General features: G+C 60.9%; 21 protein-coding genes and 2 tRNA genes. 7 read left to right on the top strand and 16 right to left on the bottom strand.

The genetic code is table 11. The features are described from left to right. Positions 1–36 precede the first annotated feature (36 nt). Positions 37–2343 (bottom strand): SUMF1/EgtB/PvdO family nonheme iron enzyme, encoded by a 2307-nt coding sequence (locus ACQ4WZ_RS05590; RefSeq protein WP_436572761.1) that lies wholly within the window; start codon positions 2341–2343, stop codon positions 37–39. A 19-nt stretch (positions 2344–2362) separates the two neighbouring features. After that, positions 2363–4678, bottom strand: a complete 2316-nt coding sequence (locus ACQ4WZ_RS05585; RefSeq protein ID WP_436572760.1) for a coiled-coil domain-containing protein — start codon at positions 4676–4678, stop codon at positions 2363–2365. Positions 4679–5043: 365 nt separating this feature from the next. Here ACQ4WZ_RS05585 and ACQ4WZ_RS05580 point away from each other — a divergent pair, with 365 nt between their 5' ends. The 3 genes from ACQ4WZ_RS05580 (at position 5044) to ACQ4WZ_RS05570 (ending at position 7312) form a co-directional block, all read left to right on the top strand. Next, positions 5044–5280 carry a hypothetical protein gene (locus tag ACQ4WZ_RS05580; protein ID WP_133990507.1) on the top strand — a complete coding sequence of 79 codons (237 nt, stop codon included), beginning with the start codon at positions 5044–5046 and terminating at the stop codon, positions 5278–5280. A 188-nt stretch (positions 5281–5468) separates the two neighbouring features. Further along, on the top strand, positions 5469–6167 hold the full coding sequence (locus ACQ4WZ_RS05575) for a YXWGXW repeat-containing protein (RefSeq protein ID WP_243858018.1): 699 nt from the start codon (positions 5469–5471) through the stop codon (positions 6165–6167). Between the two features lie 116 nt (positions 6168–6283). Next, a complete protein-coding gene (locus ACQ4WZ_RS05570) occupies positions 6284–7312 on the top strand; it encodes a transporter (protein ID WP_436572759.1) in 1029 nt (342 codons plus the stop codon). Between the two features lie 54 nt (positions 7313–7366). Here the strand turns inward: ACQ4WZ_RS05570 and rnk are convergent, their stop codons facing one another. Continuing rightward, positions 7367–7774, bottom strand: coding sequence for a nucleoside diphosphate kinase regulator (rnk, locus tag ACQ4WZ_RS05565; RefSeq protein ID WP_166674740.1), 408 nt, complete (start codon positions 7772–7774; stop codon positions 7367–7369). 581 nt (positions 7775–8355) lie between these two features. Between rnk and ACQ4WZ_RS05560 the strand changes: the two genes are divergently transcribed. Further along, entirely contained in the window at positions 8356–10248 is a 1893-nt protein-coding gene (locus tag ACQ4WZ_RS05560) for a putative bifunctional diguanylate cyclase/phosphodiesterase (RefSeq protein WP_436572758.1), read from the top strand. Between the two features lie 48 nt (positions 10249–10296). Here the strand turns inward: ACQ4WZ_RS05560 and ACQ4WZ_RS05555 are convergent, their stop codons facing one another. Beyond that, the gene (locus tag ACQ4WZ_RS05555) at positions 10297–11973 is read right to left on the bottom strand and encodes a peptide chain release factor 3 (protein ID WP_101484606.1); all 1677 of its coding nucleotides are present in this window, start codon (positions 11971–11973) and stop codon (positions 10297–10299) included. A 174-nt stretch (positions 11974–12147) separates the two neighbouring features. On the opposite strand from ACQ4WZ_RS05555, the gene ACQ4WZ_RS05550 reads away from it, so the two are divergent. Further along, positions 12148–14205 carry a methyl-accepting chemotaxis protein gene (locus ACQ4WZ_RS05550; RefSeq protein WP_436572757.1) on the top strand — a complete coding sequence of 686 codons (2058 nt, stop codon included), beginning with the start codon at positions 12148–12150 and terminating at the stop codon, positions 14203–14205. Positions 14206–14430: 225 nt separating this feature from the next. Continuing rightward, positions 14431–15240: a Crp/Fnr family transcriptional regulator gene (locus ACQ4WZ_RS05545; protein WP_034783188.1), complete on the top strand. Its 810-nt coding sequence runs from the start codon at positions 14431–14433 to the stop codon at positions 15238–15240. A gap of 82 nt (positions 15241–15322) precedes the next feature. Here the strand turns inward: ACQ4WZ_RS05545 and ACQ4WZ_RS05540 are convergent, their stop codons facing one another. The 12 genes from ACQ4WZ_RS05540 to ACQ4WZ_RS05485 form a co-directional block, all read right to left on the bottom strand. Continuing rightward, the gene (locus tag ACQ4WZ_RS05540; RefSeq protein ID WP_101481817.1) at positions 15323–16738 is read right to left on the bottom strand and encodes a sensor histidine kinase; all 1416 of its coding nucleotides are present in this window, start codon (positions 16736–16738) and stop codon (positions 15323–15325) included. Between the two features lie 144 nt (positions 16739–16882). Continuing rightward, a complete protein-coding gene (locus ACQ4WZ_RS05535; RefSeq protein WP_034783185.1) occupies positions 16883–17515 on the bottom strand; it encodes a response regulator in 633 nt (210 codons plus the stop codon). Positions 17516–17716: 201 nt separating this feature from the next. Further along, positions 17717–18121 (bottom strand): MerR family transcriptional regulator, encoded by a 405-nt coding sequence (locus ACQ4WZ_RS05530; RefSeq protein WP_133990499.1) that lies wholly within the window; start codon positions 18119–18121, stop codon positions 17717–17719. 10 nt (positions 18122–18131) lie between these two features. Further along, positions 18132–18479 carry an integration host factor subunit alpha gene (locus tag ACQ4WZ_RS05525; protein WP_010399205.1) on the bottom strand — a complete coding sequence of 116 codons (348 nt, stop codon included), beginning with the start codon at positions 18477–18479 and terminating at the stop codon, positions 18132–18134. A 170-nt stretch (positions 18480–18649) separates the two neighbouring features. Further along, a complete protein-coding gene (gene pheT, locus ACQ4WZ_RS05520; protein ID WP_101481819.1) occupies positions 18650–21076 on the bottom strand; it encodes a phenylalanine--tRNA ligase subunit beta in 2427 nt (808 codons plus the stop codon). A 79-nt stretch (positions 21077–21155) separates the two neighbouring features. After that, on the bottom strand, positions 21156–22172 hold the full coding sequence (pheS, locus tag ACQ4WZ_RS05515; protein ID WP_034751917.1) for a phenylalanine--tRNA ligase subunit alpha: 1017 nt from the start codon (positions 22170–22172) through the stop codon (positions 21156–21158). 145 nt (positions 22173–22317) lie between these two features. Next, entirely contained in the window at positions 22318–22677 is a 360-nt protein-coding gene (rplT, locus tag ACQ4WZ_RS05510; protein WP_010399214.1) for a 50S ribosomal protein L20, read from the bottom strand. Positions 22678–22703: 26 nt separating this feature from the next. Then, a complete protein-coding gene (gene rpmI, locus ACQ4WZ_RS05505; protein ID WP_010399216.1) occupies positions 22704–22901 on the bottom strand; it encodes a 50S ribosomal protein L35 in 198 nt (65 codons plus the stop codon). A gap of 227 nt (positions 22902–23128) precedes the next feature. Beyond that, entirely contained in the window at positions 23129–23689 is a 561-nt protein-coding gene (gene infC, locus ACQ4WZ_RS05500) for a translation initiation factor IF-3 (protein ID WP_205711303.1), read from the bottom strand. 12 nt (positions 23690–23701) lie between these two features. Beyond that, a complete protein-coding gene (thrS, locus tag ACQ4WZ_RS05495; RefSeq protein WP_101484607.1) occupies positions 23702–25609 on the bottom strand; it encodes a threonine--tRNA ligase in 1908 nt (635 codons plus the stop codon). A 211-nt stretch (positions 25610–25820) separates the two neighbouring features. Continuing rightward, positions 25821–25897: transfer RNA gene (locus ACQ4WZ_RS05490), tRNA-Val, on the bottom strand. A 79-nt stretch (positions 25898–25976) separates the two neighbouring features. After that, positions 25977–26053, bottom strand: a tRNA-Val gene (locus tag ACQ4WZ_RS05485). 148 nt (positions 26054–26201) lie between these two features. Here ACQ4WZ_RS05485 and ACQ4WZ_RS05480 point away from each other — a divergent pair. Continuing rightward, positions 26202–26666, top strand: coding sequence for a hypothetical protein (locus ACQ4WZ_RS05480; protein WP_101481820.1), 465 nt, complete (start codon positions 26202–26204; stop codon positions 26664–26666). The last annotated feature ends 5 nt before the right edge of the window (positions 26667–26671 follow it).

Below are 26671 nucleotides of genomic sequence, written 5' to 3'. Positions count from 1 at the left end.
TGAAGTATCCGTCAAGATGACACTTTTGACAATTAATTAGTCGAGCGTGCGCGCCACCCGGAAGCCCACGATGTCGTTCGACAGCACGGTGGAAAAGCTATTGCGCACGGCCGAGCGCAGGTAGCGCGGGTGGTACAGCCAGGAGCCGCCGCGCAGGATGCGCCGGCTGCTGTCGCTGCCCTCTTCCCACGCGCTGCCATCGACGGGCGCGCCTTCGTAATTGTCGTGCACCACGTCCTGCACCCATTCCCACACATTGCCATGCATGTCGAACAAGCCCCAGGAATTCGGCGCGAAACTGCCCAACGGGCTGGTGCCGCCCCGGTACACACCGCGCGGGCCGCCGTTGTAGACATACAGGCCATCGTAGTTGGCTTGCTCGGTGCTGATCGTGTCGCCCACGTTGAAGGCGGTGCGCGTGCCGGCGCGGCAGGCGTATTCCCATTCGGCTTCGCTGGGCAAGCGGTACTGCCGGCCCGTGCGCTCGCTCAGCCACGCCAGGTACAGCTGCGCGTCATTCCAGCTCACGCCCACCACCGGGTGCTGGTCGTTCTGCACGAACCCAGGATTGTCCCAGTCCGTTTCGGAACCGCCCGCCCATTGCGTCGCTTGCACAAAGGCGCGCCATTCTCCCACGCTGACGGGATGGCGCGCCAGCGCGAACGGACGCTCGATGCCGACCCAGTGCTGCGGCGTCTCGCGCTCGAGCCAGGCCTGCTGCGAGCCTGCCTGGATGGCGGCCTTGTGTTCCGTCTCGTGCGCACCCATCTGGAAGCGGCCGCTGGGAATGAGCACCAGTTCCGGCCCCTGCCCCGGGCCATCGAGGAAATCATCGCGCAAGATGCCTTCGGCATTGGCCACCGGTGCCACGTGTTCCGTTTCTGCTGCCGGCACGGATGCCGGCGCCGGGACAGATGCGGCGGCGGCGCGGCTGGCCTCTTCCCTGCGCGCGCGTTCCTGCTCGGCGCGATAGGCCGCCTCCGCCTTGGCGACGATGGCCTTGCGCTGCAATTCCTGGTGTTCCTGCAAGGCGGTGGCGGCATCAGCTTCGCGGCGCGCGCGCAACTGGCCGCGCAGCGCTTCCTTGCGCAGCTTGCGCGCCTCTTCGGCTTCGAAATGGCGCTGCGCCTCCTGCTCGCGGCGCAGTTTGTCCTGCCGCTGCTTTTCCAGCGCAGCGGCCTGGATTTCCGCCTTGCGCCGCTGGTCCAGTTCTTCCTGGCGCGCGCGCGCTTCCTTCAGCGCCGCTTCGCGGGCCTGTTCGGCGGCCAGCGCCGCCTGCTTTTGCTGCTGCGCCGCCCGCGCCTGCTGCTGGCGCGCCTGTTCCGCCAGTTCTTCAGGCGACGGTCCGGCGGCGCGCTCCAGCCCTTCCAGCAAGGCTTGCACGGAGTGCGGCCGCAACTCCGCCATCAAGGAAAAGCCGTTCTGCAGCACCTGCCACTGCGCTGCATTGAGCGACTGCGGTGACGACGGCAAATGGCTGGCGCTGCGCGCATCGTCGAACGGCATGCGCCCTTCGAGCATCTGATAAATCATCACGGCCACCGCATAGACATCCAGGCGCGGGCTGGGCTGGCGCTGATTGGCGCCTGCCTCGGGCGCCCGATAACCGTGCGTGCCCGCATTCGGCGTTTCCAGCGCCAGGCTGCTGTCCGCATTGCGCACGCGTGTAGCGATGCCGTAATCGAGCAGCTTGATGTCGCCTTTCGCCGTCAGGAAGACATTCCCCGGCTTGATGTCGCGGTGCACCAGCTTGTGCTTTTCCCACGCATACGACAAGGCATCGGCTACCGGCTGCAGCAATTGCTGCACGGTCGACAGAGGCAGCGTGCCCTGGCGCCCAAGATAGTGCTCGAGGTCTTCTCCATCGAGGCATTCCATGATGATGAAATAGCTGGCCGTGGCCGGGTCTTGCGCCCACTCATAGACGCGCACGATGTTTTCATGCGCGAGTTTGCGCGCCTGGGTGGCTTCCTCGATCAGCAGCTTGGCATGCGTGGCGCTCTGCGTCAGCTGCGCCGGCAAGATCTTCAGCGCCACCATTTCGCTGCTGCCCAGCTCCGCGTGCGTAGCCAGGTCGGTGGCTTGCCACACCTGCCCCATGCCGCCCGTGCCAATAAGCCGTTCGAGCCGGTAGCGGCGGTTTTGCGGGCCGATTTCCTGGCCCGTCATGAAGCCCAGTTCCGTACCCTGGCGCACGGGCAGAGGCGCGGGCGCGGCGCCCGGCGGCGCGTACTCGGCGTCAAGGATGGCGTTCTTGCGGCGTTCAAATTCCTGCTCGCTGAGCAGCCCGTCGTCGTGAAGGGCGCGCAGTTCCCGCAGTTTGTCTCGTGCTTTTTGCATCATCTGGGGTGAAACGCTTCCATCAAGGCTGCAGGGCGACGCCGCAGGTGGCGCAGAATTTATCTTCCGGATGGCCCGCGCGCTGCGCATGGCCGTTCTTGCAGCGTGCCGGCGCGGCAGCGGCGGCACCTGGCTGCAGCGCCTGGGCCACGGCCACGCCCAGCTGCGCCTGCGCCGACAGGCCATGCGCGTGCGCAGCGTTGTGCAAGTTGATCAGGTCCAACTGCTGGCGCCGTTCACGCTCCGCCTGGCCTTCCAGGTAGCTGCGCTCCTGCGCCACGCTGTCCTGCGCCATGCGCATGGCATCCAGCGGCGCGACGCTGTTCTCGGCCGCCGCCAGCGCAGCCAGCGCGTGGATCTGCTCGGCGCTCATGCCCGCCTGCAACTGTACCTTCAGCACTTGCGCCAGCGCGGCCGCATTCTGCCCGGCGGCCATGGCCACCTTGCCCGTGTCGCTCAGCGTGCCGATTTTCTCGATGCGATCGATGTCGATGCGCGCCAGTTCGGCGGCATGCGCCTGTTGCGCCAGCAAGGCTTCATATTCGCCCTTCCAGCGCGCGTAGTCGCTTTCGCGCTGCTGCGCCATGGCCAGCAGATCGCGCTGCCATTGCGCTTCCTGCTCCAGCTGGCGCAGCTGCTGGCGCTGTTCCTCGATGGCCAGCGCGTCGAGCTGCGCCAGCTGTGTTTGCTGCTGCAACTGGCGTGCGTGCACGCCATCGGCCTCGATGGTGCGCAGCAGCTTTTCCTGCTGCGCGATGGCGTCCTCGCGCGCGCCGCCGCGCCGCAGCACCGCCACTTTTTCCGCGATTTCTGCCGCCTGCACCTGGGCCGCTTCATCCTTGTGCGCCTCGGCGCGCAGCAGCTCGCGCTGGCGCGCCAGCTGCATCTGGTCTTCCCACTCCTGCACCCGCTCGGCCTCGCGCTTGCGCGCCGCATTCGCCAGCATCAAGCCCTGCCAGGCTGCCTGGTGCTGCTCCGCCTCCAGCTGCGCCTCGCGCTGCGCCGCATCCGCTTCGGCCTGGCGCAGGCGCGCCAGCTGGGTGCGGCGCCCGGTCTCGTCGTCGATCAGCAGCGCGCTTTCAATTTGCTGCGCGATCGACTGCAAGTGGACTTGATGGGTAAAGCGCTGCTGCGCCAGCTGGATTTGCTCGCGCCCATGCAGTTGCGACAGTTCCAGCTCGCTGCGCATCTTGATGGTGGCCAGCGCGCGCACGTGTTCCCAGTTGGCCGCTTCATCGGCGCGCTGCGCGCCCTTTTGCGCCAGTTCCTGTTCCAGCTCCCCCAGCGCCAGCGCGGCGCCATGGTCGAGCGCCTGGCGCCGCGATTTCGCTTCCAGGATGCGGCCATACAGGTCGATCTGGCGCCCGCGCAGCGCTTGCAGGCGCTCCGCTTCCTGGTAGCCCAGCTCCGCCTTTTCCACCGTCGCATCCTGCTGCAGCTCGGCGCGCCGGTGCGCATGGCGCGCCGCCAGTTCTTCGCGGCGAATGCGCTGCCACTCTTCCTCGTCATACAGCTGGTCGAGCTGCTTCATGCGCTCCAGACTGTGCTGTTCCAGTTCCTGCGCCGGCAAGCCGCCCAGCCACAGGGTGCCGATGGCTGCGTCGCCGTTGCCCTCGCGCTTGTCGTGCCGCAGGCTGAGGGTGTCCACGCGCGCCACGGCCAGGCCGCTGGGCGCCAGGCGTTGGGTCAGGGCCGATTGCAGGCGTTCGTTCAATTCGGGCCGCAAGTCGGCATTCGCGTCCATTTCGCGCAACGCGCGGCTGCCGATGAATTCCAGCGCAATCTGGCGCACGGACGGCAGCAGCAAGGCGTGCAGGTGGGCGCGCGTGACGGCGCCCGGCGCGCGCATGAACTGGCGCGCGAACGCATCGGGCTGGCCCAGCGCGATATCTACGTGCAGGGATGCGGCGACGTTCAGCAACTCCGTGCTGGCCAGGCCGGGCAGGTCGAATTCCAGGCTGACGGCGTCGGCGCGCGCAATCAGCACTTCCGCCGGACGCGCCGGCAGCAGCGCAGGCAGGCGCGCAAAGAAGGTGGCGCTATCGTAGTCGCCGGCTGGTATCAAGGTGAAAGCGTCCGATTGCACGATCCAGGCACGCGACTCGGCGGGCACCTGCAGGCGGCGCGCCGCGCCGCCGAACAGCGAGGACAGTTCGCGCACGCCGAAGAACAGGGCCAGTTGCCCATCGGCAAGATGCCACTGATTGGCGTGCAGCACCGCGTCGCTGTCGGGGGCGCCCAGCGACAAGCCGCAATGCGCGCAATAGCCGGCGGCAGCGCCGTTCTTGTGCTCGCAGCGCGGGCAGCGGGCGCCGCCAAAACCAAACAATTGGAACATGTGTGACTCCTGATGAGAATGATTGTGTGCACAAGTATGTGCAACACCGCTGCCATGCCGATTCTAGCAGGACAGCTGGCGCAGCACCTGGCACGCGCCATGTGTGCGCGACGCGGCTCACAACAGGCGCACAACACTGTGCAGTGTCAAATAATGCCATAGGGCAATTGCATTCATATCTAGGGATACAGGGCGAATTAGGCCTCAATTCAAGCGGTCGCCCCCAGTACCGGGCGCAGGCATTTCAGCGCCGTTTTTTTGCAGGCCATCCCGCCAAAACCACGGCTGGTCGCATCCGTATGGCGCATGGGCGCGCGCATGGCTACAGTGCAGACATACCCACCCGCCACCAGAAAGGAACGATCATGAAAGCCTTGAAAAACATGGAAGCCATCTTTACCGTCGCCGTCGCCATCGCCTGCGGCGCCAGCTATGCCAGCTTCGCCCAGCCAACGGCCACGAAAACAGCCGCTGCGACGCAAGCCGGCGCCATCCCCGTGGTCGTGGTGAGCGCCAAGCGCCTGACGGAACAGGAAAAGAAAATCTCGCTGATCGAGGAACGGCAAGCCTTGCTGGGCAACGCCACCGCCAGCACCATGTGAAGCATCCATGCTGACTCCACGCCGCCTGGCGCCCCACGGCTAGCCAACGCGTCAGGCCGCCATTTGTATCTGCCACGGATACACGGACACACATTATTGTGTCAATTGTAATAAGTTGAATCAAAGGCGAAAAACCGCCAGCAAGCGCCTATAGTCCATTTCATGCAATCACCGAAATGGAGAACACCATGAAACCCATCACACTCTACGCAGCAGCCATGCTTGCCATCAGCGCCGCGGCCTTTTTGCCCGTGCAGGCCATGGCACAGAATCAGCTCGGCGTCAGCATTGTCGTCGGCAACGCCCCGCCTCCCCCACGCTTTGAAAGCGCGCCAGCTCCGCGTGCCGGCTATGTCTGGGCACCGGGCTACTGGAACTGGGATGGCCAGCGCCATGTGTGGAACAGCGGCGAATGGCTGCGCGAACGCGGCGGCAACGAGTACCGCCGGGCCGCCTGGATACAAGAGAACAACCGCTGGCGCCTGGACCGTGGCGGCTGGGTCGCCGCGCAAGTGCAGCCCGTGCGCTATGACGAGATCCGCATCGCCCCGCCGCCACCGCGCCGCGAAGCCATCCCGCGCGCGCGCCACGGCTACATCTGGGCGCCCGGCCACTGGGAATGGCGCGGCCAGCGCTACGCCTGGACGCCAGGCGTGTGGATCGCCGAACGCCCCGGCTATGTGTATGCGCCGCCCGCCTGGAACCAGCGCGATGGCCGCTGGCAGATGGAGCAAGGCCGCTGGTCGCCACGCGGGCCGAACGGCGACCGCGACCGCGACGGCATCCCCAACCGCTATGACCGCGACAATGGCAATCGCCACGACCGCGACGGCGATGGGGTACCGAACCGCGACGACCGGCGTCCGAACAACCCGAACCGCAGCTAATACGCGGCAGTAGTTCCCACCAAGGCCACCCATCGCGGTGGCCTTGTCATTTTCCGGACATATCCGTGTATTAAAATCGCGCGACGATCAATCACACTGCACGAGAAAGATTCACGATGGCGATGGAAACTGCCGGTTTCACCTATGGTTCGGACACCTCGGGCCTGGTCTGGGGCTTCCTGTTTGGCCGCGCGGCGCAGCCGCTGGCGCTCGATTCGACGGCCGCGCTGGCCTGGCTGGCCGATGGCGCAGCCAGGCCGGCGCAGGAATTTGTCTGGCTGCATTTCAATTTGTCGCATGCGGCCAGCGAAAAATGGCTGATGACGCATACGCAGCTGGCCGACGAATTTTATGAAACCCTGCACCAGGGTTCCCGCTCCACGCGTATCGAACAGGCGGAAAACACCCTGATCGCCGTGGTCAACGATGTGGTGCACAATTTCTCGTTCGAAGCGTCCGATATTTCCACCATGTGGGCCAGCGTGGCGCAAAACCTCGTCATCACGGCGCGCCGCGCGCCGCTGCAGTCGATCGAGCGCCTGCGCCAGGCCGTCATCAAGAACCACGAGCCGATCCGCTCGTCGGTGGAACTGCTGATCCATCTGCTGCGCGACCAGGCCGACGTGCTGGTCAACATCGTGCGCGATGCCGTGGCACGGGTCGACGATATCGAAGACCATTTGCTGGCGGGTCGCCTGGTGCCCAAGCGCGAAGACCTGGGCGCCATGCGACGCGTGCTGGTGCGGCTGCAGCGCCTGCTGGCGCCGGAACCGGCAGCCCTGTTCCGCCTGCTGCAACGCCCGCCGGCGTGGGTATCTGAGCTGGACAGCCTGGAACTGCGCCAGTCTACGGAAGAATTTTCCGTGGTGCTCAGCGACATGTCGTCCTTGCAGGAACGCATCAAGCTGCTGCAGGAAGAGATTGCCGCCAGGGTCAACGAGGAAAACAGCCGCAGCCTGTTCGTGCTGACCATCGTCACCGTGCTGGCCTTGCCGATCAATATTATCGCCGGCATGCTGGGCATGAATGTGGGGGGGATTCCGCTGGCCCAGCACCCGCAGGGTTTCTGGATCATCGTTGCCATTATCATCACGTTTACCGTCGTGGCGGGATGGCTGGTGGTGCGCGTGCAACGCAATAGCTAATGATTGGAAACACGGCCAGACAGGCGAACGGCAGGCGCCGTCCGCCATCACGACTTAACGGTGGTATTCGCCGGCCCGTTCAGGCTGATAAACGATTTCCTCGATCTTCACCTTCACCACGCCGCCCGGCATGGGCCAGGCGATGCTGTCGCCGATGGATAAGCCCAGCAGTGCGCTGCCGACGGGCGCCAGCACGGAAATGCGATCAGCCTGGCCTTCCACATCCTTCGGATACACGAGCGTCAGGCAGAATTCCTCCTTGTTTTCCACCGTGAAGCGCACGGTGGAATTCATCGTCACGACGGTGGGCGGTATTTCTTGTGGCTCGAGCACCTCGGCACGGCCCAGCTCATCGAGCAAGGCGGCCTTGTCCGGCGACAAGTTATTTCCCAAGGCATACAACAACGCTTCCAGTCGTTCCAGGTCTTGTGACGACAAAATAATTTTTGGTTTTTTTTCCAAGATATCCTCACTATTGATCATTAGGGCGACGTCCGGTTTTGCTGGCGGCAGTTTACTTGGCCGCGGCAGACAAAACAAACAGCATCAGAACGTCCATCATCAGCGGATTATGGACGAACTCGCGGAGCAAGGCCATAGCGTTCTCGCATTCTTCATTAAAATTTATTAAAATCAATGACTTGCAATGCCCGATACAGACAAAAATATTAATCCCTGCTGAGATGACAGGAGGCAATCAAGTTATTCTTCATGACATTTTGTTTACCTGCAGCATGTTTTTAAGAGAAAAAACCCACCAGCAAAAAAAGGATTAAAATTCAGTCTGCATTATTATTAGAAAGACACGCCCCGCATTTTCCGCCTGACTTGTCGCCTTGCATGCGGCCATCGGCCTGCGGCATGGCCACTAAATTGCCGCGCACCCTGTACTTTCACGCTGCGAAATGACAATATATCGGCCTTAACAACACGTTGAGAGTTCCGGCTCACTTCGGTTTTCATCAGACTGGAACGTAAAGTATGGCAGGGCGAGGCGGGATCACACGGGGCGGCGGCAAGCGGGGCCGGCAGGAGAATGCGTCATGATGGCGCCATTGATGCTGCCCTTGGTGCAGTTGCGTGGTGACCGAATAGCCAGGCTGAATCTGCTGGCCGCAGCGGCCATGCTGGCCACCGCCAGCATGCTGCTGATCCTCTTCCAGTTGTTTTCCCTCCAGGCATCTTTCCAGCGCAACCTGCGCATCCACGCCGACATGCTGGCGCCTGCTGCGACACTAGCCATGCGCCGGGATGATCGTCTTGCGGCGCAACAGCTGCTCGCTCCCCTCGCCGCCGTCCCGCATGTCCAGCAAGCGCTGCTCTACAGTCCGTATGGCACGCCATTCGCCCGCTACGCACGCAGCGCCAGCGACGCCGCGCCCACGGCGCCGCGCACCGGCCTGCAGATCGATTACCTGGACGGCAGCGCCGCCCTCCTCAAGACCTTGCCCGGCGGCGGCGCACTGTATCTGCGCGCCAGCCTGGCGCCGCTGTTTGGCAGCCTGGCGCAATTTGCCACCTTCACCCTGCTGGTCTGCCTGTGTGCCTTCGGCCTGACGCTCCTGATGGTGCGGCGCACGCGCACCGCCGCCGAGCAAGCGGAAAGCCATTTGCACTACCTGGCCCACGTCGACCCAGTCACGCAACTGCCGAACCGCCATGAATTCAACGGCGCCCTGGCCTACGCGCTGGCGCGCGCCGACCGCCAGGACAGCAGCGTGGGACTGCTGCTGCTGGACCTCGACAACTTCAAGGTGGTCAACGATACGCTGGGTCACCACTGCGGCGACCAGCTGCTCAAACTCGTCGCCGAACGCCTGGTGGAGATCCTGCGCGGCACCGACATCACCTGCCGCATCGGCGGCGACGAATTCGTCGTCATCGTCGAACCGGCCGACGACGCCTCGGAAATGGCCAGCGTGGCGCGCAAGATCCTCGCTGTGCTGGCCCCGCCGTTCGCACTGGAAGGCCACCAGCTGTATGTCAGCGCCAGCATCGGCGTAAGCCTGTATCCGTTTGACGCGCAGGACGTGGCCACTCTGACCCGCAATGCCGACACGGCCATGTACCACGCCAAGCACCAGGGCAAGAACCGCTACGCCGTGTTCAAGGCCGAAATGGAATTGCGCGCCCAGCGCCGCCTGCGCATGGAAGCAAACCTGCGCAAGGCCCTGCAAAACGAAGAACTGTATCTGCACTACCAGCCGCAAATCGACTTGCGCAGCGGGCGCATCGTCGGCGTGGAAGCGCTGATACGCTGGCATTGCCACGAGATGGGGCAGCTCAGCCCCAGCGAATTCATTCCCGTGGCCGAGGAAAGTGGCATCATCGTCGAACTGGGGCACTGGGTGCTGCAAAGCGCCTGCCGCCAGGCGGCCCTCTGGTGCAAGGCCGGCCTGCTCGATTCGCTCGAACACGTGGCCGTCAACCTGTCGGCCTGCCAGGCGCGCGACCCAGGACTGATGGACGGTATCCGCGCCATCCTGCAGGAGACGCAACTGCCGCATGGCTTGCTGGAGCTGGAAATCACGGAAGGGGTCTTGATGGACAATATTCACGCCAACGTGGAACTGATGCGCCGCCTGCAGGAAACGGGCATCCACCTGTCGATCGACGATTTCGGCACTGGCTATTCCTCGATGTCGTACCTGAAGCGCCTGCCCATCGATCAATTGAAAATCGACCGCAGCTTCGTGCACGACCTGCCCGGCGAGGGCGAAGCCATCGTCACGGCCATCATCGCCATGGCGCACAGCCTGCATCTGAAAGTGGTGGCCGAAGGCGTGGAAACGGTGCAGCAGGTGGAGTTTTTAAGAAAGGCCGGCTGCGACAACGTGCAGGGCTTTTTCTTTGCGCGCCCCATGACGGCGGCGCAGTTGACGGCATTGCTGCTGGAGCGGCGCGACTGGAGTACGCGCACCGTCATGACGGCATAAAAAAAGGCAGAACCGCTGGTTCTGCCTCTCAAGCTTACTGCAGATGCATCAAGCCAGCTTGGCCGAGTGTTCCCGCGTCGCATGGAACGTCAGCTTCGGCCAGCGCTCTTCCGTCAGGCGCAGGTTGACGCCCGACGTGGCCAGGTAAGCCATGTTGCCGGCCGCATCGTAGGCCACATTGTGGCCCAGTGCGTTCTCGAAGTCCTGCAGGACGCGCTTGTCGTCGCAGCTGACCCAGCGGGCGCTGCTGATGCTGGTGCCCTCGAACACGGCATCGACGCCATACTCGTTGAGCAAACGGCTGGCCACCACTTCGAACTGCAGCACGCCGACGGCGCCCAGTACCAGTTCGCCGCCCTGCACCGGCTTGAAGACCTGTACCGCACCCTCTTCGCCCAGCTGCTGCAAGCCCTTGTGCAACTGCTTGATTTTCAAGGGATTACGGATGCGCACGGAGCGGAAGAAGTCTGGCGCAAAGTACGGAATGCCCGTAAAGGTCAGCATCTCGCCTTCGGAAAAACTGTCGCCGATCTGCATGTTGCCGTGGTTCGGCAAGCCGATGATGTCGCCCGCGTATGCCTCTTCCACCTGTTCGCGCGAGGACGCCATGAAGGTCACCACGTTCGATACCTTGATCTCACGCCCCAGGCGCAAGTGCTTGACCTTCATGCCGCGCTCGAAACGTCCAGAGCACACGCGCAAGAAGGCGATGCGGTCGCGGTGCGCCGGGTCCATATTTGCCTGAATCTTGAAGACGAAACCGGTAAACGGCTGCTCGGACGGCGCCACCGACCGTACGGTCGCGTCGCGCTCGCGCGGTGCGGGCGCCCAGTCGACCAGCGCGGAGAGAATCTCGCGCACGCCGAAGTTGTTGATGGCAGAACCGAAGAACACGGGCGTCTGCACGCCGGAGAGGAATTCCTCCAGGTTGAACGGATTCGACGCGCCGTGCACCAGCTCCACTTCCATGCGCAACTGATCCATCTCCAGCGGGAACATCTCCTGCAGGCGAGGGTTGTCGATGCCCTTGATGATTTCGAAGGCGCCGTCAGCTTTTTCTTCGCCGGCCTTGAACAGCATGATCTCGTCATTCAGCAGGTGATACACGCCGCGGAAGTTCTTGCCCATGCCGATAGGCCAGGTGACGGGCGCGCACTGGATCTTCAGCACCGATTCGAGTTCGTCGAGCAGGTCCAGCGGATCGCGCGTCTCGCGGTCCATCTTGTTCATGAAGGTGACGATGGGCGTATTGCGCATGCGGCAGACAGCCAGCAGCTTGATCGTCTGCGCTTCCACGCCCTTGGCCGCATCGATCACCATCAGCGCCGAGTCGACTGCCGTCAGCACGCGGTAGGTATCTTCCGAGAAGTCCTGGTGGCCCGGGGTGTCGAGAAGGTTGACGACGTGGTCGCGGAATTCGAACTGCATCACCGAGGATGCGACGGAAATGCCGCGCTGCTTCTCGATCTCCATCCAGTCCGATGTCGCGTGGCGCCCCGATTTACGGGCCTTGACGGTACCGGCCATCTGGATTGCGCCCGAGAACAGCAGCAGTTTTTCCGTCAGGGTGGTCTTGCCCGCATCCGGGTGGGAAATGATGCCGAAGGTGCGGCGGCGTTGTACTTCACGCGCGATCACGGCAGGCGCCTTGCTGCTGACTGACGCTGCGGCGTTGTCCGCATTGTCAGTGGAATCGGGGGTAGTGATGTCGTTCTCGTTGGCCATATTGGTGACCATAATATGGCCCTCGCAAAAAACCCTCAATTTTACAGAAGGATCGCCCTTCCGTGTGAACTGCTTCACTGTGGCGGAAAGCAAAATCACCCACTTCATCAAGGGGTCACAATCCGCAGGCAACATTGCACTGCAGAAATGTTGTAACCCTACCCTGGAAACCCGATGAAAATCCTCCTCACTCCCGCCATCCGACTCATGCAGCGCTTGCGCCTGCTGCCCAAATTCATGCTTGTCTGCCTGGTCTTCCTGCTGCCGCTGGCGCTGGCGACCACCCTGCTGATCTCGGAGCTGGGCAAGTCGCTGGCCCAGGCGCAGGATGCGCAGCGGGGCGTGACCTATGTGCGCCAGCTGCAGGAAAGCACGCGGCTGCTGCAGCAGCGGCGCGGCCTCGAGCACTTGCGCCTGAACGGCAAGTCGGGTATGGACAACTCGGCCCTGAATGCCCGCATCACGGCCGCGCTGGCCTCCCTGGCGCGCTTGCCCGCAGGCGCAGGCCTGCCCCAGGCTGCCGAGCTGACGAAGCAGTGGCAAGCCCTGCTGGGCCGCCAGGCGGGCCTGGCGGCGCGCGACAGCTACGCGGCGCACACGGCGCTGCTGCGCCAGGCGGCCAAACTGGGCCAGCTGGTGGCCGACCGTTCGCACCTGAGCCTGGACCCGGACGCAGGCGCCAACCACCTGAGCGCCGCCTTCACCGCCACCCTGCCCGACCTGGCCGAGAGCCTGTCCGACATCGCCGGGCGCGGCGCCGCCTACATCGACACGGGCCTGTTCGAAGCGAACGAAGATCAGCTCGTCAACGCCAACGCGCTGATCGCGCGCCACGAACTGGAGCGCCTGCCGGCCCGCTTCGACGAAATCATCGCTGCCAAGCCGGAATTACGCACCAGTCTGCAAGGGGCGCTGAAAGCAGTGCCTGCGGCGCTGGCCTTCCTCGAGCGCACGAAAAATGAAGTGACGAATTCCTACGACCAGACCTCGGGCGCGCAATTCCACGCCGGTGGCATGCAAGCCATCGACGCCTTGCAGGCGCTGTCCGGTGCCTCCGCTAGCGCCCTGGACACCCTCCTGGCGCAGCGCATCGCCCGCGACGAGGCGCGCCGCGGCCTGATCCTGGCGGCCATGCTGCTGGTGCTGCTGGCCGCCGCCTACCTGTGCGCGGGCTTCTACGCCGCCTTCGCGCGCGACGTGACGCAACTGCGCGTGGCCGTCGGCGCGGCGGCGGCGGGCGACCTGTCCCAACGCATCACTTCGCAGGCGCACGACGAAATCGGCGACCTGGTGCGCGACTTCGGCGCCATGACGCATGGCCTGGCCACCCTGGTGCAGGAAATCCGCGGCGGCGCGGCCGTCATCGCGGCGGCAGGCGCCGATATCGCTCAGGGCAATGCTGCCCTGTCCGGCCATACGGCCACGCAAGCGGACGCGCTGGGCGCCACCGTGGACTCGATGCGCGAGCTGACGGCCACCGTGGGCCGCAACGAAGCCCATGTAGGACAGGGGCGAACCCTGGTGGCCACGGCGGCCGACGTGGCCCTGCGCGGCGGGCAGAGCGTGGGCGCCGTGGTCGAGACCATGGCCTCGATCAAGGCCAGCTCGCACAAAATCGTTGACATCATCGGCGTCATCAACGGCATCGCCTTCCAGACGAATATCCTGGCCCTGAACGCGGCCGTGGAAGCGGCGCGCGCGGGCGAGCAAGGGCGCGGCTTTGCCGTCGTGGCCTCCGAAGTGCGCAGCCTGGCGCAGCGCTCGAACGAGGCTGCGCTGGAAATCAAGCGCCTGATTGGCGATTCCGTGGCCACCGTGGATGCGGGTGGCGACCTGGTCAATGCCGCCGGCAGCACCATGCGGCAAGTCGTCGATGCGGTGCAGCAAGTAGCCGTGGTGATCGGGCGCATCAGCAGCGCCGGCGCCGAGCAGAATGGCGAGATCGCCCGCATCAACCAGGCGCTGGCACAAATCGACGACATGACGCGCCAGAACGCAGGCCTGGTCGACGAGGCGCGCGCCGGTTCGCAGCGCCTGCACCAGGAAGGCGAGGCCCTGACGCAGGCGGTCAGCCGCTTCCGCCTGGGTGAACACGAGGTGCCTGGCGCGCGCCAGGCGAGCGCCGCGACCATGCGCGACGGCTTGCCCAGCGTGCGTCCGGCCGGCCTGCGGAGCGCCAATAAACCACGCGTCATATCACAAAATCGCGCAGAACGGCGCAAGGCTAGCTAGTCAAAAGTGTGCGCGTAGGACAAGGACTACAAATCCGCCTCAAAAGAGACTACAAAGTGGCGACTGCTAATCTTATGTTCGCCACTTACATAAGCTTTTAAAGTAGCTACATCGCGATCTGCAGCGCGCGGTCGAAAAAAACGTCGTTACCACTTTGAGTCGGCGGCTTTTTTGACCAGCAACGCGGCAGTCGCACTCCGATGTAAAAAGCCTGTGAGGAATACTATGAGCCATACTCAACTTATCGCCCCGGTCCAGAAGAACCAGTTGCTGCCGCGCGCCATGCCGGCGGCAGGACGGGAAATCAAGCTTGCGTCGCGGGTTAGCCTCAGCAGTGCACAACAAAATGAATTGCTGGCCGCCCTGCCGCGCGCCGCGCTCGAATCGCTGTTCGAAGACCTGGAACTGGTGGAACTGCCTTTCGGCAAAGAACTGTATGCCTACGGTAACAACCTGGAATACAGCTATTTCCCCACTACAGCCATCATTTCGCTGCTGTATGTCATGGAAGATGGCGCCACCACGGAAATCGCCGTCGTCGGCCATGAAGGTGTGGCTGGCGCCTCGCTGCTGGCAGGCGAGCGCGCCATGTGCACGGCTGTCGTGCAAAGCGCCGGCTACGGCTACCGCCTTAAAACGCAAAGCTTGCGCGATGCCTTCAACCAAGGTGGCGCCCTGCCCCAGTTGCTGATGCGCTATACCAACGCCTTGTTTGCGCAAATGGCGCAAAACGCCGTTGGTGGCCGCCACAGCTCGATCGAGCAAAAACTGTGCCGCTGGCTGCTGGACCGCCTGGACCGTTCACCATCGAACGAATTGAAAGTGACGCAAGAGCTCATTTCCATCATGCTGGGCGTGCGCCGCGAAAGCATCACGGCCGCCGCCGGCAAGCTGCAGGAAGAAGGCTTGATCCATTATCGCCGTGGCAATATCACCGTGCTGGACCGCGCCGGACTGGAATGCTATGCGGGCGAATGCTACAAGGTCGCCAAGACGGAATATGACCGCTTGCTGCGCGACGTGTCACGCTGCTGATGCGAAACGGCCGCTGACACGGCAGCATGAACAAAAAAATGGCCGGGCTATATGCCCGGCCATTTTCTTGCATCCAGAAACATCAAACGCTGGCGTCTTCGTCGATCTCTTCCGGTTCCGGCGTCAGCGGCAAGGGAATCACGGCTTCCACACAAGTCCCCTTGCCTTCCGGCCCCTGGCGCACAGTCAGGGTGCCGCCCAGCAGCAAGGCCCGTTCGCGCATGCCCAGCAAGCCGTGCGACATGGGTTTTTGCAGGGCATCTTCGGTGATGCCGATGCCGTCATCGGTCACGCGCAGCACCAGGCCATGTTCATTGCGTTTCAAGGTCACGCTGACCATGCCGGCGCGCGCATACTTGAGGATATTCGTCAGCGATTCCTGCACGATGCGGAACAGGGCGATCGTCAGGGTCGCTTCGCGGTTGTCGATATTGATGGCCACGTCCGTTTCGCAGCGCACAGAGCTCATGCGGGCAAAATCCTCGCAATAGCTTTCAATGGCGGCACACAGGCCCAGATTGTCCAGCAGGCTGGGGCGCAAATCCTCGACGATGCGGCGCTTCAGTTCCACCGTTTCCAGCAAGGTGGCCTTGGCGCGGCGCAATTGCGCGGCCAGTTCCGGCCGCGTGTGGGCCAGTTGCTGCGTGACGGCGCCCAGGTCCATGCTGATCGAGGTCAAATTGGCGCCCAGTTCATCGTGCAGCTCACGCGCCAGGCGCGCCTTCTCCACTTCATTGACGCTGATCAAATGGCGCGACAGCACGGATAGCTGCTCCGTGCGCTTGCTGACTGTCGATTCCAGGTTGTCGTTGGCATTTTGCAGCGCATACTCGACGGCCGCGCGGTTCTGGAAGCTGCGCCGCACCAGCTGGTAAAACATGATCAGCACGAGGATGGCCAGGGCATTGATACCGATGCCAAGCAGCACGGCTTTCTGGTACTCATGATAAAAAGCCGCACTGCCGGACGACAGTGCCTCATTCTGCTCGCGCGTCATGATCACCACCTGCAGTCGGATTTCGTCCATGGTGGCGCGATCATCGGTCACGCGCGAGATATTGACGATTTCGGCCAGCCCGCCCTGCTTGTAGACCTCGATCGACTCTTGCAGCATCGACATCTTGCGACGGATCAAGCTTTTCAGCTGGCCCAGGTTTTTCAGCTGCGTGGGACTGCCTGCGAGCAAGGTTTGCAACTCCTTGAATTCGTTTTCGATTTCGGTGTTAGCCGTCTTCGACGGCCCCAGATATGTTTCGGAGCCGGAAATGAAATAGCCGCGCAAGCTGCTTTCCGCGTCCAGCACGAGCACGTTCAAATACTGCAGGCGGTCCGCCACACGGGCGCTCTGGCTGAGCAAGGCGTTCGTGCCCTTCAGCGATTGCAGATTATGGAAGAGACTGAAACCATTGAGTACAAGCAACAAGGCGCAAGCCACGCACAGTATCGTCTTGTAGAGGGGCAGGCGGTGATTCGGGGCCGGTTCAACGGTGAAATACATCCTGATGTGCATCCTTAGCAAGGTTCGGCGCGGGAGAAAGCGCCGGCGCCGGCCAATTATAGTCCTCGCCACAGACTGCTGCACCGCACAAATCGTGCTGGCTAGCTGGCTGAGCGATCATGTTTCCATGATCGCACTGCAGCGCTAGTCAAGCAAATTGTTTTTCATTGCGTAATAGGTCAAGTCGCTGTTCGATTGCAAGCCCATTTTTTCCATGATGCGCGTACGGTAAGTACTCACCGTCTTGATGCTCAGCGACAAGGCCACACCGATATCGGACACGGTGGCGCCACGCGCCAGGCGCAGGAAGACCTGGAATTCGCGGTCCGACAATTCTGTATGCAGGGCGGCATTCGTGTCGCGGTCGAACGACTGCGCCAACAACTCGCCCACGGTGGAACTGACGTAGCGGCGCCCCTGGAACACGGTGCGCACGGCCGTCATCAGCTCATCGGCTTCGCATTCCTTGTTCAAATAGCCATTCGCGCCCATCTTGAACAGGTTCAGCGCGTATTGTTGCGCGGGATAGCCGCTGAGTATCAGCACGGGCAATTCCGGCTGGCCCTGGCGAATCGTGCGCAAGGTATCGATGCCGCTCTGATCGGGCATGGCGATATCGAGCAGCAATACATCGCATATTTCGCGGCGGGCGATATCGAGCGCTTCACGCCCCGTACCGGCTTCCGCCACCACACTGAAATCGCTTGACGACGAAAAAATTTGCTTGAATCCAGCTCGTACTATTTGGTGATCATCACAAATGGCAACGCGTATCATTGTTTCCCCTTAAATTTTCCTGGCCTGGGAAAGACTACCGGAACCTGAACGCTGCTCCGGCTTAGCGTCACTAACAAAAACGCAACATTAACATTATATTCAAAATAGGGCGCGCCGCAGGCTACCGGCAGCGCCCGGGCAGCCAGCCCATACAATATAGTCAGCCCGTATTGGACAACCCCACCTATATTGGTACAAATCTTATTTTAGCAAGTTTAAAATCGCAATTAATTCATTGCGTATCCACGCGCGGTCCAGCGGCTCTTCCTGCGGCGCGACGGGCATGGCCGGCAGCACAGGCAACTCATCAAGGATGGCATGCGATGCACCACGGCTATCGAGCTTGTTGCGCGCACCACTGATGGTAAAGCCTTGCTCATACAGCAATTCGCGGATACGACGTATCAGCAGCACCTCGTGGTGCTGATAATAACGACGATTGCCACGTCGTTTGACCGGCTTGAGCTGGGAAAACTCCTGCTCCCAGTAGCGCAGTACGTGCGGTTTGACGCCGCACAACTCGCTCACCTCGCCGATCGTGAAATAGCGTTTCGCCGGAATGGGCGGCAAGGCGATCAACTCGGTTTTACTGATGCGCTCGTTCATCGCCACTCACTCAGGCAGCACGTGCCAGCGGACTAGTCTCTTCGACCATGCTCTTCAGCTTCTGGCTCGCATGAAAGGTCACGACACGGCGTGCGGTAATGGGAATCTCTTCGCCCGTCTTCGGATTGCGGCCCGGCCGCTGCGGCTTGTCGCGCAGTTGGAAATTGCCGAAACCGGACAACTTGACGGCCTCGCCACGCTCGAGCGCATTGCGGATCTCATCGAAAAAGGTCTCGACCATATCCTTCGCTTCGCGCTTGTTCAGACCCACTTGCTCGAACAACAGTTCGGCAAGTTCCGCCTTGGTCAAGGTGGGTAAATCTTTTTCCGCTTCCTGGCGCACTTTGGCAACCAGCATGGCCCGATGCAGATCGGCGGCCAGTGCTGATTGCAGTACGGCGGAATCAACGTCGCTGTTATTAATTTTCCTGCCCTGCCTTTTCTGTGCGCCCGAGCCCGCCACATGGCAGGCTCGTCTACTGTTGACGACGGAAAGGCCGTCACGCTAGGCGACGGCCAGTCCGCAAATTACGAACGCAGTTTAGCGTCGTGGCCCTGCTTGGCGGCATCGATCAGAACAGCCATCAAGCCATCGACGACATCGTCCTGCAGGGTGTTTTGAGTATCTTGCAAGCTAATCCGGAAAGCAAGGCTTTTTTCATCCGCTTCCAGCCCTTTTCCACGATATTCATCAAATAAAACAATGGCTTGCACGATACGCGCTGCAGGGCTTGCCTTGACGGCAACGTGGAAGCTGTCGAGCAGATCCTGCACCGCCACCGATTGCTTGACGACCACGGCCAAGTCGCGGCTGGCGCCAGGGAATTTGGAGATTTCCTGGTACACGGGCACGACTCTTTGCGTCAAGGCAGCGGCGTCGACCTCAAACAGCACGGGCGCCAGCGGCAAGTCGTACTTTTGCATCCAGCGCGGGTGCAATTCGCCGATGAAACCGATGACTTTGCCATCGAGTTCCACGTTGGCCGAACGGCCCGGATGCAGGGCCGGGTGCTCCGCCTTGGTGAAACGCAAGACCAGCGGCGCGAACAGCGCTTCCAGGTCCGCCTTCACGTCAAAGAAATCGACCGTGCGTGTAGCCTGCCCCCACTGCTCGTCGGCCACCGGGCCATACGCCATGGCTGCCACACGCTTCGGCTGGGCGTAGCCAGCCACCGACAAGGGGCCGTTTTCCACGCTGTCGTCGCGCTGGTAGATGGCGCCCACTTCGAAGATGCGCACGCGGTTCGTCTTGCGGTTCAAGTTGTAGCGCACATTGGCGATCAGGCTGCCGATCAGCGAGGAACGCATCACGCTCATCTGACTGGCGATCGGATTCTGCAATTTGATAGGATTCGTGTTGCCCGAGAAATCGCGCTCCCATGCCGTATCGACAAAGCTCATATTAACCACTTCCTGGAAGCCCAGGTCAGCCAATTCATGACGTACCGCAAACAGGGAGCGAGTATTTTCTGGTGCAATCTGCATCACGTTCGCTGCCACGGGCGGCAGGGTCGGGATGTTTTCAAAGCCGTACACGCGCGCCACTTCCTCGATCAGGTCTTCCTCGATCTCGATGTCGAAACGGTAGCTGGGCGACGTCACGGAAAAAACGCCGTCCGCCAGGGTGAATGGCAGGGCCAAACGCGTGAAGATATCGGCGATCAACTCATCGTTGAGCGGCACGCCGATGACCTTTTGCGCGCGCGCCGTGCGCATGGACACTGGCTGGCGTTGCGGCAAGTTCACCACATGGTCGTCCACGGGGCCGACGGTCGTTGCCGGCGTACCGCAAATTTCCACGATCAGGGCCGTGATGCGCTCGATGTGCTCGACGTTGGTGGCGAAATCGACGCCGCGCTCGAAGCGGTGCGCCGCATCGGTGGAGAAATTCAAACGGCGGGCGCGGCCTTGAATCGCGTTAGGCCACCAGAATGCCGCTTCCAGGTAGATGCTGTCCGTATCGTCCGATACCGAACTGGCGTCGCCGCCCATGATGCCGGCCAGCGATTCGATTTCCTGGTCATCGGCAATGACGCCGATCCACTCGTCGACGGCGACGGTGTTGCCATTCAACAGTTTGACCGATTCGCCCGCCTTGCCCCAACGCACGTCGAGGCCGCCGTGGATCTTCGCCAGGTCGAACACGTGGCTGGGACGGCCCAGTTCCAGCATCACATAGTTGGAAATATCGACCAGGGCCGACAAAGGACGCTGGCCGCTGCGCTCGAGACGCTGCTTCATCCAGTCAGGCGTGACGGAACGGGCGTTCAAGCCGCGGATGACACGGCCCGTGAAACGGCCGCACAGGTCCGGCGCGCTGACTTTTACGGGCAAGACTTCGTCGCTCGACACCGGCACGGTGCGGAACTGCGGCACATTCAGCGCCACGCCCGTGAGAGCCGACACTTCACGCGCCACGCCCAGCACGGACAGGCAGTCCGCTTTGTTCGGCGTCAACTTGATGGTGAATTTCAAGTCGTTCAAAGCAAAGTAATCACGGAAATTCTGGCCAATCGGCGCGTCATCCGGCAATTCCATCAAGCCGGCGTTTTCTTCCGACAATTTCAATTCGCGCGCGGAGCACAGCATGCCTTGCGACTCGACGCCGCGCAGCTGGCCAACCTTGATTTCAAACGGCTTGCCATCGGCGCCAGGGGGCAGCACGGCGCCCGCCATCGCGCAAACGACTTTCAAGCCCGGGCGCACGTTCGGCGCGCCGCAGACGATGTTGAGCATGGTGCCCGTGCCGACATCGACCTGGCACACATTCAGGCGGTCCGCATTCGGATGTTTTTCCATCTCCAGGACCAGGCCTACCACCACGTTCGAGAACGGTGGGGCGACGGGATCGACGTCCTCGACTTCAAGACCGGACATGGTCAGCAGATGGGCCAGTTCGTCCGAAGTCATCTTCGGATCGACCATGGTACGGAGCCAGTTTTCGGAAAATTGCATAATCAAGCCTTCAAAGGGTCAAAGCTCACAGCGCGAGCGCACAGGCGCTCAAGCGCCATGAATCAAACGGAACAACGCTTTAGTTGAATTGCTTCAAGAAACGCAAGTCGCCTTCATAGAACAGACGCAGGTCGTTGATGCCATAGCGCAGCATCGTCAAGCGTTCCAGGCCGGAGCCGAAAGCAAAACCGATGAATTTCTCAGGGTCGAGGCCGAAGTTCTTCACCACGGTCGGATGGACCTGGCCGGCGCCTGACACTTCCAGCCAGCGGCCCTTCAATGGACCCGAGCCAAAGGCGATGTCGATCTCGGCCGACGGTTCCGTGAACGGGAAGTACGACGGACGGAAGCGCACTTGCAAGTCGTCCGTTTCAAAGAAGGCCTTGACGAAATTCAGGTACACGCCCTTCAGGTCGGCAAAGCTGATGTCTTCGGCGATCCACAGGCCTTCGACCTGGTGGAACATCGGCGAATGGGTAGCATCGCTGTCGACGCGGTAGGTGCGGCCCGGCGCGATAACCTTGATCGGCGGCGTATGCGTGCGTGCATAGCGCACTTGCATCGGGCTGGTATGCGTACGCAGCAGCAAAGGCTTGCCATCCGTGTCGTTACCGTCGATATAGAAGGTGTCCTGCATGGAACGGGCTGGATGGTTTTCCGGGCTGTTGAGCGCCGTGAAATTGGTCCAGTCGTTTTCGATTTCAGGGCCGTCGGCCACGTCAAAGCCGATCGAGCGGAAGATTTCCTCGACCCGCTCCCACGTACGCATCACGGGATGGATGCCGCCGGGCATGCGGCCACGGCCTGGCAGGGTCACGTCGATCGCTTCGGCGTTCAGACGGCCTTGCATCTGTGCATCGGCGAGTGCATCACGGCGCGCCGTCAGCGCATCCTCGATCTGCACTTTGACGGCATTGATCAGGGCGCCCTGCGCCTTGCGCGCGTCCGGGTCCAGTTTGCCCAGGCCCTTCATCATTTCGGTAATCTGGCCAGTCTTGCCCAGGTAGCGGGCTTTGGCGTTTTCAAGTGCGGCAGCGTCTGCGGCGGCGATAAAGTCAGCCTGAGCCGAGACGACGAGTTCTTCTAGGGAGTTCATGCGGCATTTCCTGTTTTGGACATCAATTCTGGACTCGGTTATCAAAAGTCCAACAATCAAAAACGGAAACGGGGCATAAGGTTCACACCCCTGCCCCGCTCTTTATGACGTCACCCTACGGATGACGTTGTGCAATCACCGATGCTTACGCAGCGATTTTTGCTTTAACTGCGTTGACAATCGCAGCGAATGCTGGCTTGTCCATCACAGCCATATCGGCCAGGACTTTACGGTCCAGTTCGATATTTGCTTTTTTCAAGCCGTTCATGAATACGCTGTACGTTACGCCATGCTCACGGGAAGCGGCGTTGATACGGGCGATCCACAGGCGGCGGAAAACGCGCTTCTTGTTGCGGCGATCGCGGTAAGCGTATTGGCCAGCGCGCATAACTGCTTGCTTGGCAACACGGTATACACGGCTGCGGCGACCACGGTAGCCTTTAGCTTGAACAAGAATCTTTTTATGACGGGCACGAGCTGTAACCCCACGTTTTACTCTAGGCATAGTAACTCCTTAAATTGAGTGTGAGATTAAGCAGTCGGCATCATGCGGTAGACGGATTTCACGTCAGACGCAGCGACATTGGTGGTACCGCGCAGAGCGCGTTTCAGCTTGGTGGTTTTCTTGGTCAAGATGTGGCGTTTGAACGCATGACCACATTTAACAGTTCCACCCGGACGCACGCGAAAACGTTTTTTCGCAGAGCTTTTGGTCTTCATTTTAGGCATAGCAATCTGTCCTCTTACGGACAGCTCCATTTATAACAGGATTGCAGGTGGCAACACGACGCTGCGCTTAGATGCCTGCTTTCACATGTTGTGCAGCGGATGCGAGTCCGCTACAGTTTGCGCGGCCCGCACATTGCTGAGCGGGCCGCGCAAATTCTGCCTGGAATCTGGTGTCGCACCAATGCTGGCACAAACCACGTCGATCCACAGTAAAACGCTATTGTAGCTTACTTCTTCTTCTTAGGCGAAAGAACCATGATCATTTGGCGCCCTTCCATCTTCGGGAACTGCTCGACCTGGCCGTACGGCTCCAGATCGGCTTTCAGACGTTCCAGCATGCGGAAGCCAATATCCTGATGCGCCATCTCACGACCGCGGAAACGCAGCGTGATTTTGGTTTTATCGCCATCCTCAAGGAACTTGATGAGATTACGCAACTTGATATTGTAGTCACCATCATCAGTCCCCGGACGGAATTTGACTTCCTTCACGAGGATGATCTTTTGCTTCAATTTGGCTTCGTGAGCTTTCTTTTGCTCCGAATACTTAAATTTGCCGTAGTCCATCAAACGGCACACCGGTGGCTGCGCGGTAGGCGCAATTTCCACCAGGTCGACGTTTGCCTCTTCCGCCAGGCGGAAGGCTTCAGCCAAACTTACGATACCGAGTGGCTCGTTATCGACCCCGCTTAAACGCATTTCAGGGGCAGTGATTTCGCCATTGATGCGATGTGACTTGTCAGTAGCTATTGTAATTTCCTTTAAAAATCTTGTAAGACGGTCGTGCAGCGAGTTTCCTCGTCAGGCCTTGGTGTCGACTTCATGTTTGAGTCGCTCAATCAGGGCATCGACGGACATGACGCCCAGATCGACATTGCCCCGCGCCCGCACGGCCACTGTATTTGCATCCCGCTCTTTGTCGCCAATTACTAAGATGTAAGGTAATTTTTGTACGGAATGTTCACGTATTTTATAGGTAATCTTCTCGTTACGCAAATCAGCCTGTACGCGCAGCCCCGCTTTGCGCAGTTTTGTTGTAACTTCCTGTACATAGTCGGCTTGAGCGTCGGAAATATTCAACACCGACACTTGCACCGGCGACAACCACAACGGCATGGCACCCGCATAGTGCTCGATCAGGATGCCGATGAAACGCTCCAGCGAACCCACGATCGCGCGGTGCAGCATGATCGGCACCTGGCGCGTGTTGTCCACGGCCACGTATTCGGCGCCCAGACGGCCCGGCATCGACGGGTCGATCTGCACGGTACCCACTTGCCATGCGCGACCCAGACTATCTTTCAGGTGATATTCGATCTTCGGACCGTAGAACGCGCCCTCGCCCGGCAATTCCGTCCATTCCACGCCGCAGGCGCGCAGGGCCGAACGCAAGGACTCCTCGGCGAAATCCCAGGACTCTTCCGTGCCGATGCGATTATCGGGGCGCAAGGCCAGTTTCACGTCGATATTCGTAAAGCCGAAAGCCGTGTACACATCCATGGCCTGCTGGTGGAAAGCCGTCACTTCGCCGGCGATCTGTTCTTCCAGGCAGAAAATGTGACCATCATCCTGCGTAAAGCCGCGCACGCGCATCATGCCGTGCAAGGCGCCCGAAGGCTCGTTGCGATGGCATTGACCGAATTCGCCGTAGCGCAATGGCAGGTCGCGGTAGCTGCGCATGCCATTGTTGAAAATCTGGATATGGCCAGGGCAATTCATCGGCTTCAGCGCATACGCGCGGTTTTCCGATTCCGTGATGAACATGTTTTCACGGTAATTGTCCCAGTGACCCGTTTTTTCCCACAGGCCGCGGTCGAGGATTTGCGGCGCCTTGACTTCCTGGTAACCATTGACTTGGTACACATTGCGCATGTATTGCTCGACCTGCTGCCAGATCGACCAGCCCTTCGGGTGCCAGAAGATCAGGCCTGGCGCTTCTTCCTGGAAATGGAAGAAATCGAGTTGCTTGCCCAACTTGCGGTGATCGCGCTTTTCGGCCTCTTCCAGGTTGTGCAGGTACAGTTCCTGGTCTTCCTTCTTGGCCCAGGCCGTGCCATAGATACGCTGCAACATCTCGTTTTTCGAGTCGCCGCGCCAGTAGGCGCCAGCCAGCTTCATCAGCTTGAAGACTTTCAGCTTGCCCGTCGATGGCACGTGGGGGCCGCGGCACAAGTCCGTAAACTTGCCTTCGGAATACAGCGACACTTCCTGGTCGGCCGGAATCGAACCGATCAGCTCAGCCTTGTAGGCTTCGCCGATACCCTTGAAGTATTCGATGGCTTCATCGCGGGCAACAACCTTGCGCGTGACTTGCTCGTCCTTCTTGGCCAGTTCGGTCATTTTCTTTTCGATCGCCGTCAAATCTTCCGGCGTGAACGGGCGTTTGTAGGCGAAATCGTAGTAAAAGCCGTTGTCGATCACGGGACCGATGGTCACTTGCGCTTCCGGGAACAATTCCTTGACGGCATACGCCAGCAAGTGAGCCGTCGAGTGGCGGATCACTTCCAGGCCATCGGCGTCCTTGTCCGTGACAATCGCCAGTTCCGCGTCTTGCTCGATCAAATAGGAGGTATCGACCAGCTTGCCATCGACCTTGCCGGCCAGGGCAGCCTTGGCCAGGCCAGTACCAATATTGGCCGCAACCTGGGCCACGGTGACCGGCCCGTCAAATTGACGGACGGAACCATCGGGAAGTCGGATTGTAAGCATATTGATCTCCATATCGGCGCTGACGCCAGGTAAAACTGCGATGTGATGGGTGAAATAACTGAAAGGAAAACGCAGACGCAAAAAAACGCGGACTAGCCGCGTTTTTCACTTTCTTGAGACAAAGGAAACCCGTTCGACTAGCGTCACTCCCAAAGCTTGGTAGTAGTTCGCGGTGTCATAACCGGTTTTACCTTTCTCTCTAACTGCATTCTGGTGGGCGGTGAGGAATTCGAATCCCCGACCCCTTGGATGTCGACCAAGTATTCTAACCAGCTGAACTAACCGCCCGTAAAACTTTTGTTGATCATTGTATTTCAAATGACCGCTTGCGGCTTGCGCCAGCTTAAAACCATCTACTGCCAAATTCTGGTGGGCGGTGAGGAATTCGAATCCCCGACCCCTTGGATGTCGACCAAGTATTCTAACCAGCTGAACTAACCGCCCCGAAGACCAGCATTATAGAGAGGCTTTCCCAGAATGACAAGGGCTGTTTTGCAGGAAACTTTAATCTGTTTTTCATCCGCCTCCCGGGCGTCAGCCCCCTTTATACAGAGTCGGCCCGGCGCACGCGGAATGCCGCTAGAATCGCGGCATGAACTCCACCTTATTAGCCTGGCTGAAAACCCTGAGCCGCGTCTGCGGTTTCGAAACGGCCGATTCCTTCCCGCCCGGCCACCCGTATGCCCGCACGCGCTGGAATGCGGCGTACTTCGATATCGCTTCCGACGTGAAACCGGACGAGATGGAACGGCGCATCTGCGCGGCCATTGCCAACACGCCGAGCGTCTTCGCCTACATCAGCAATCCCACGCCGCGCATGCAGCGCGCGCTGCTGAGCGTGATCCACGACCGGCTGCGGCGCCAGCCCGGTGCGGGGGCCACGGACCTGGTCTTGTTATTGATCAATGCCTACGCCAGTCCCCACATCACGGAAGCCGTGCCCGGCCTGCGCACCCTGATCTTCAACACGGAACATGAAGACACAAATCTGCGCGTGCATGCCATCCTGGAATTGCTGGTGGGCACGCCACGGGGGCTGGACGTGATCGATATGTAGTGAAC

It is taken from the genome of Janthinobacterium darwini (genome assembly GCF_051380905.1).
Classification (GTDB): domain Bacteria; phylum Pseudomonadota; class Gammaproteobacteria; order Burkholderiales; family Burkholderiaceae_D; genus Janthinobacterium.
The sequence above is the reverse complement of the archived record's forward strand: the minus strand, read 5'-3'. Positions and strand labels throughout refer to the sequence as shown.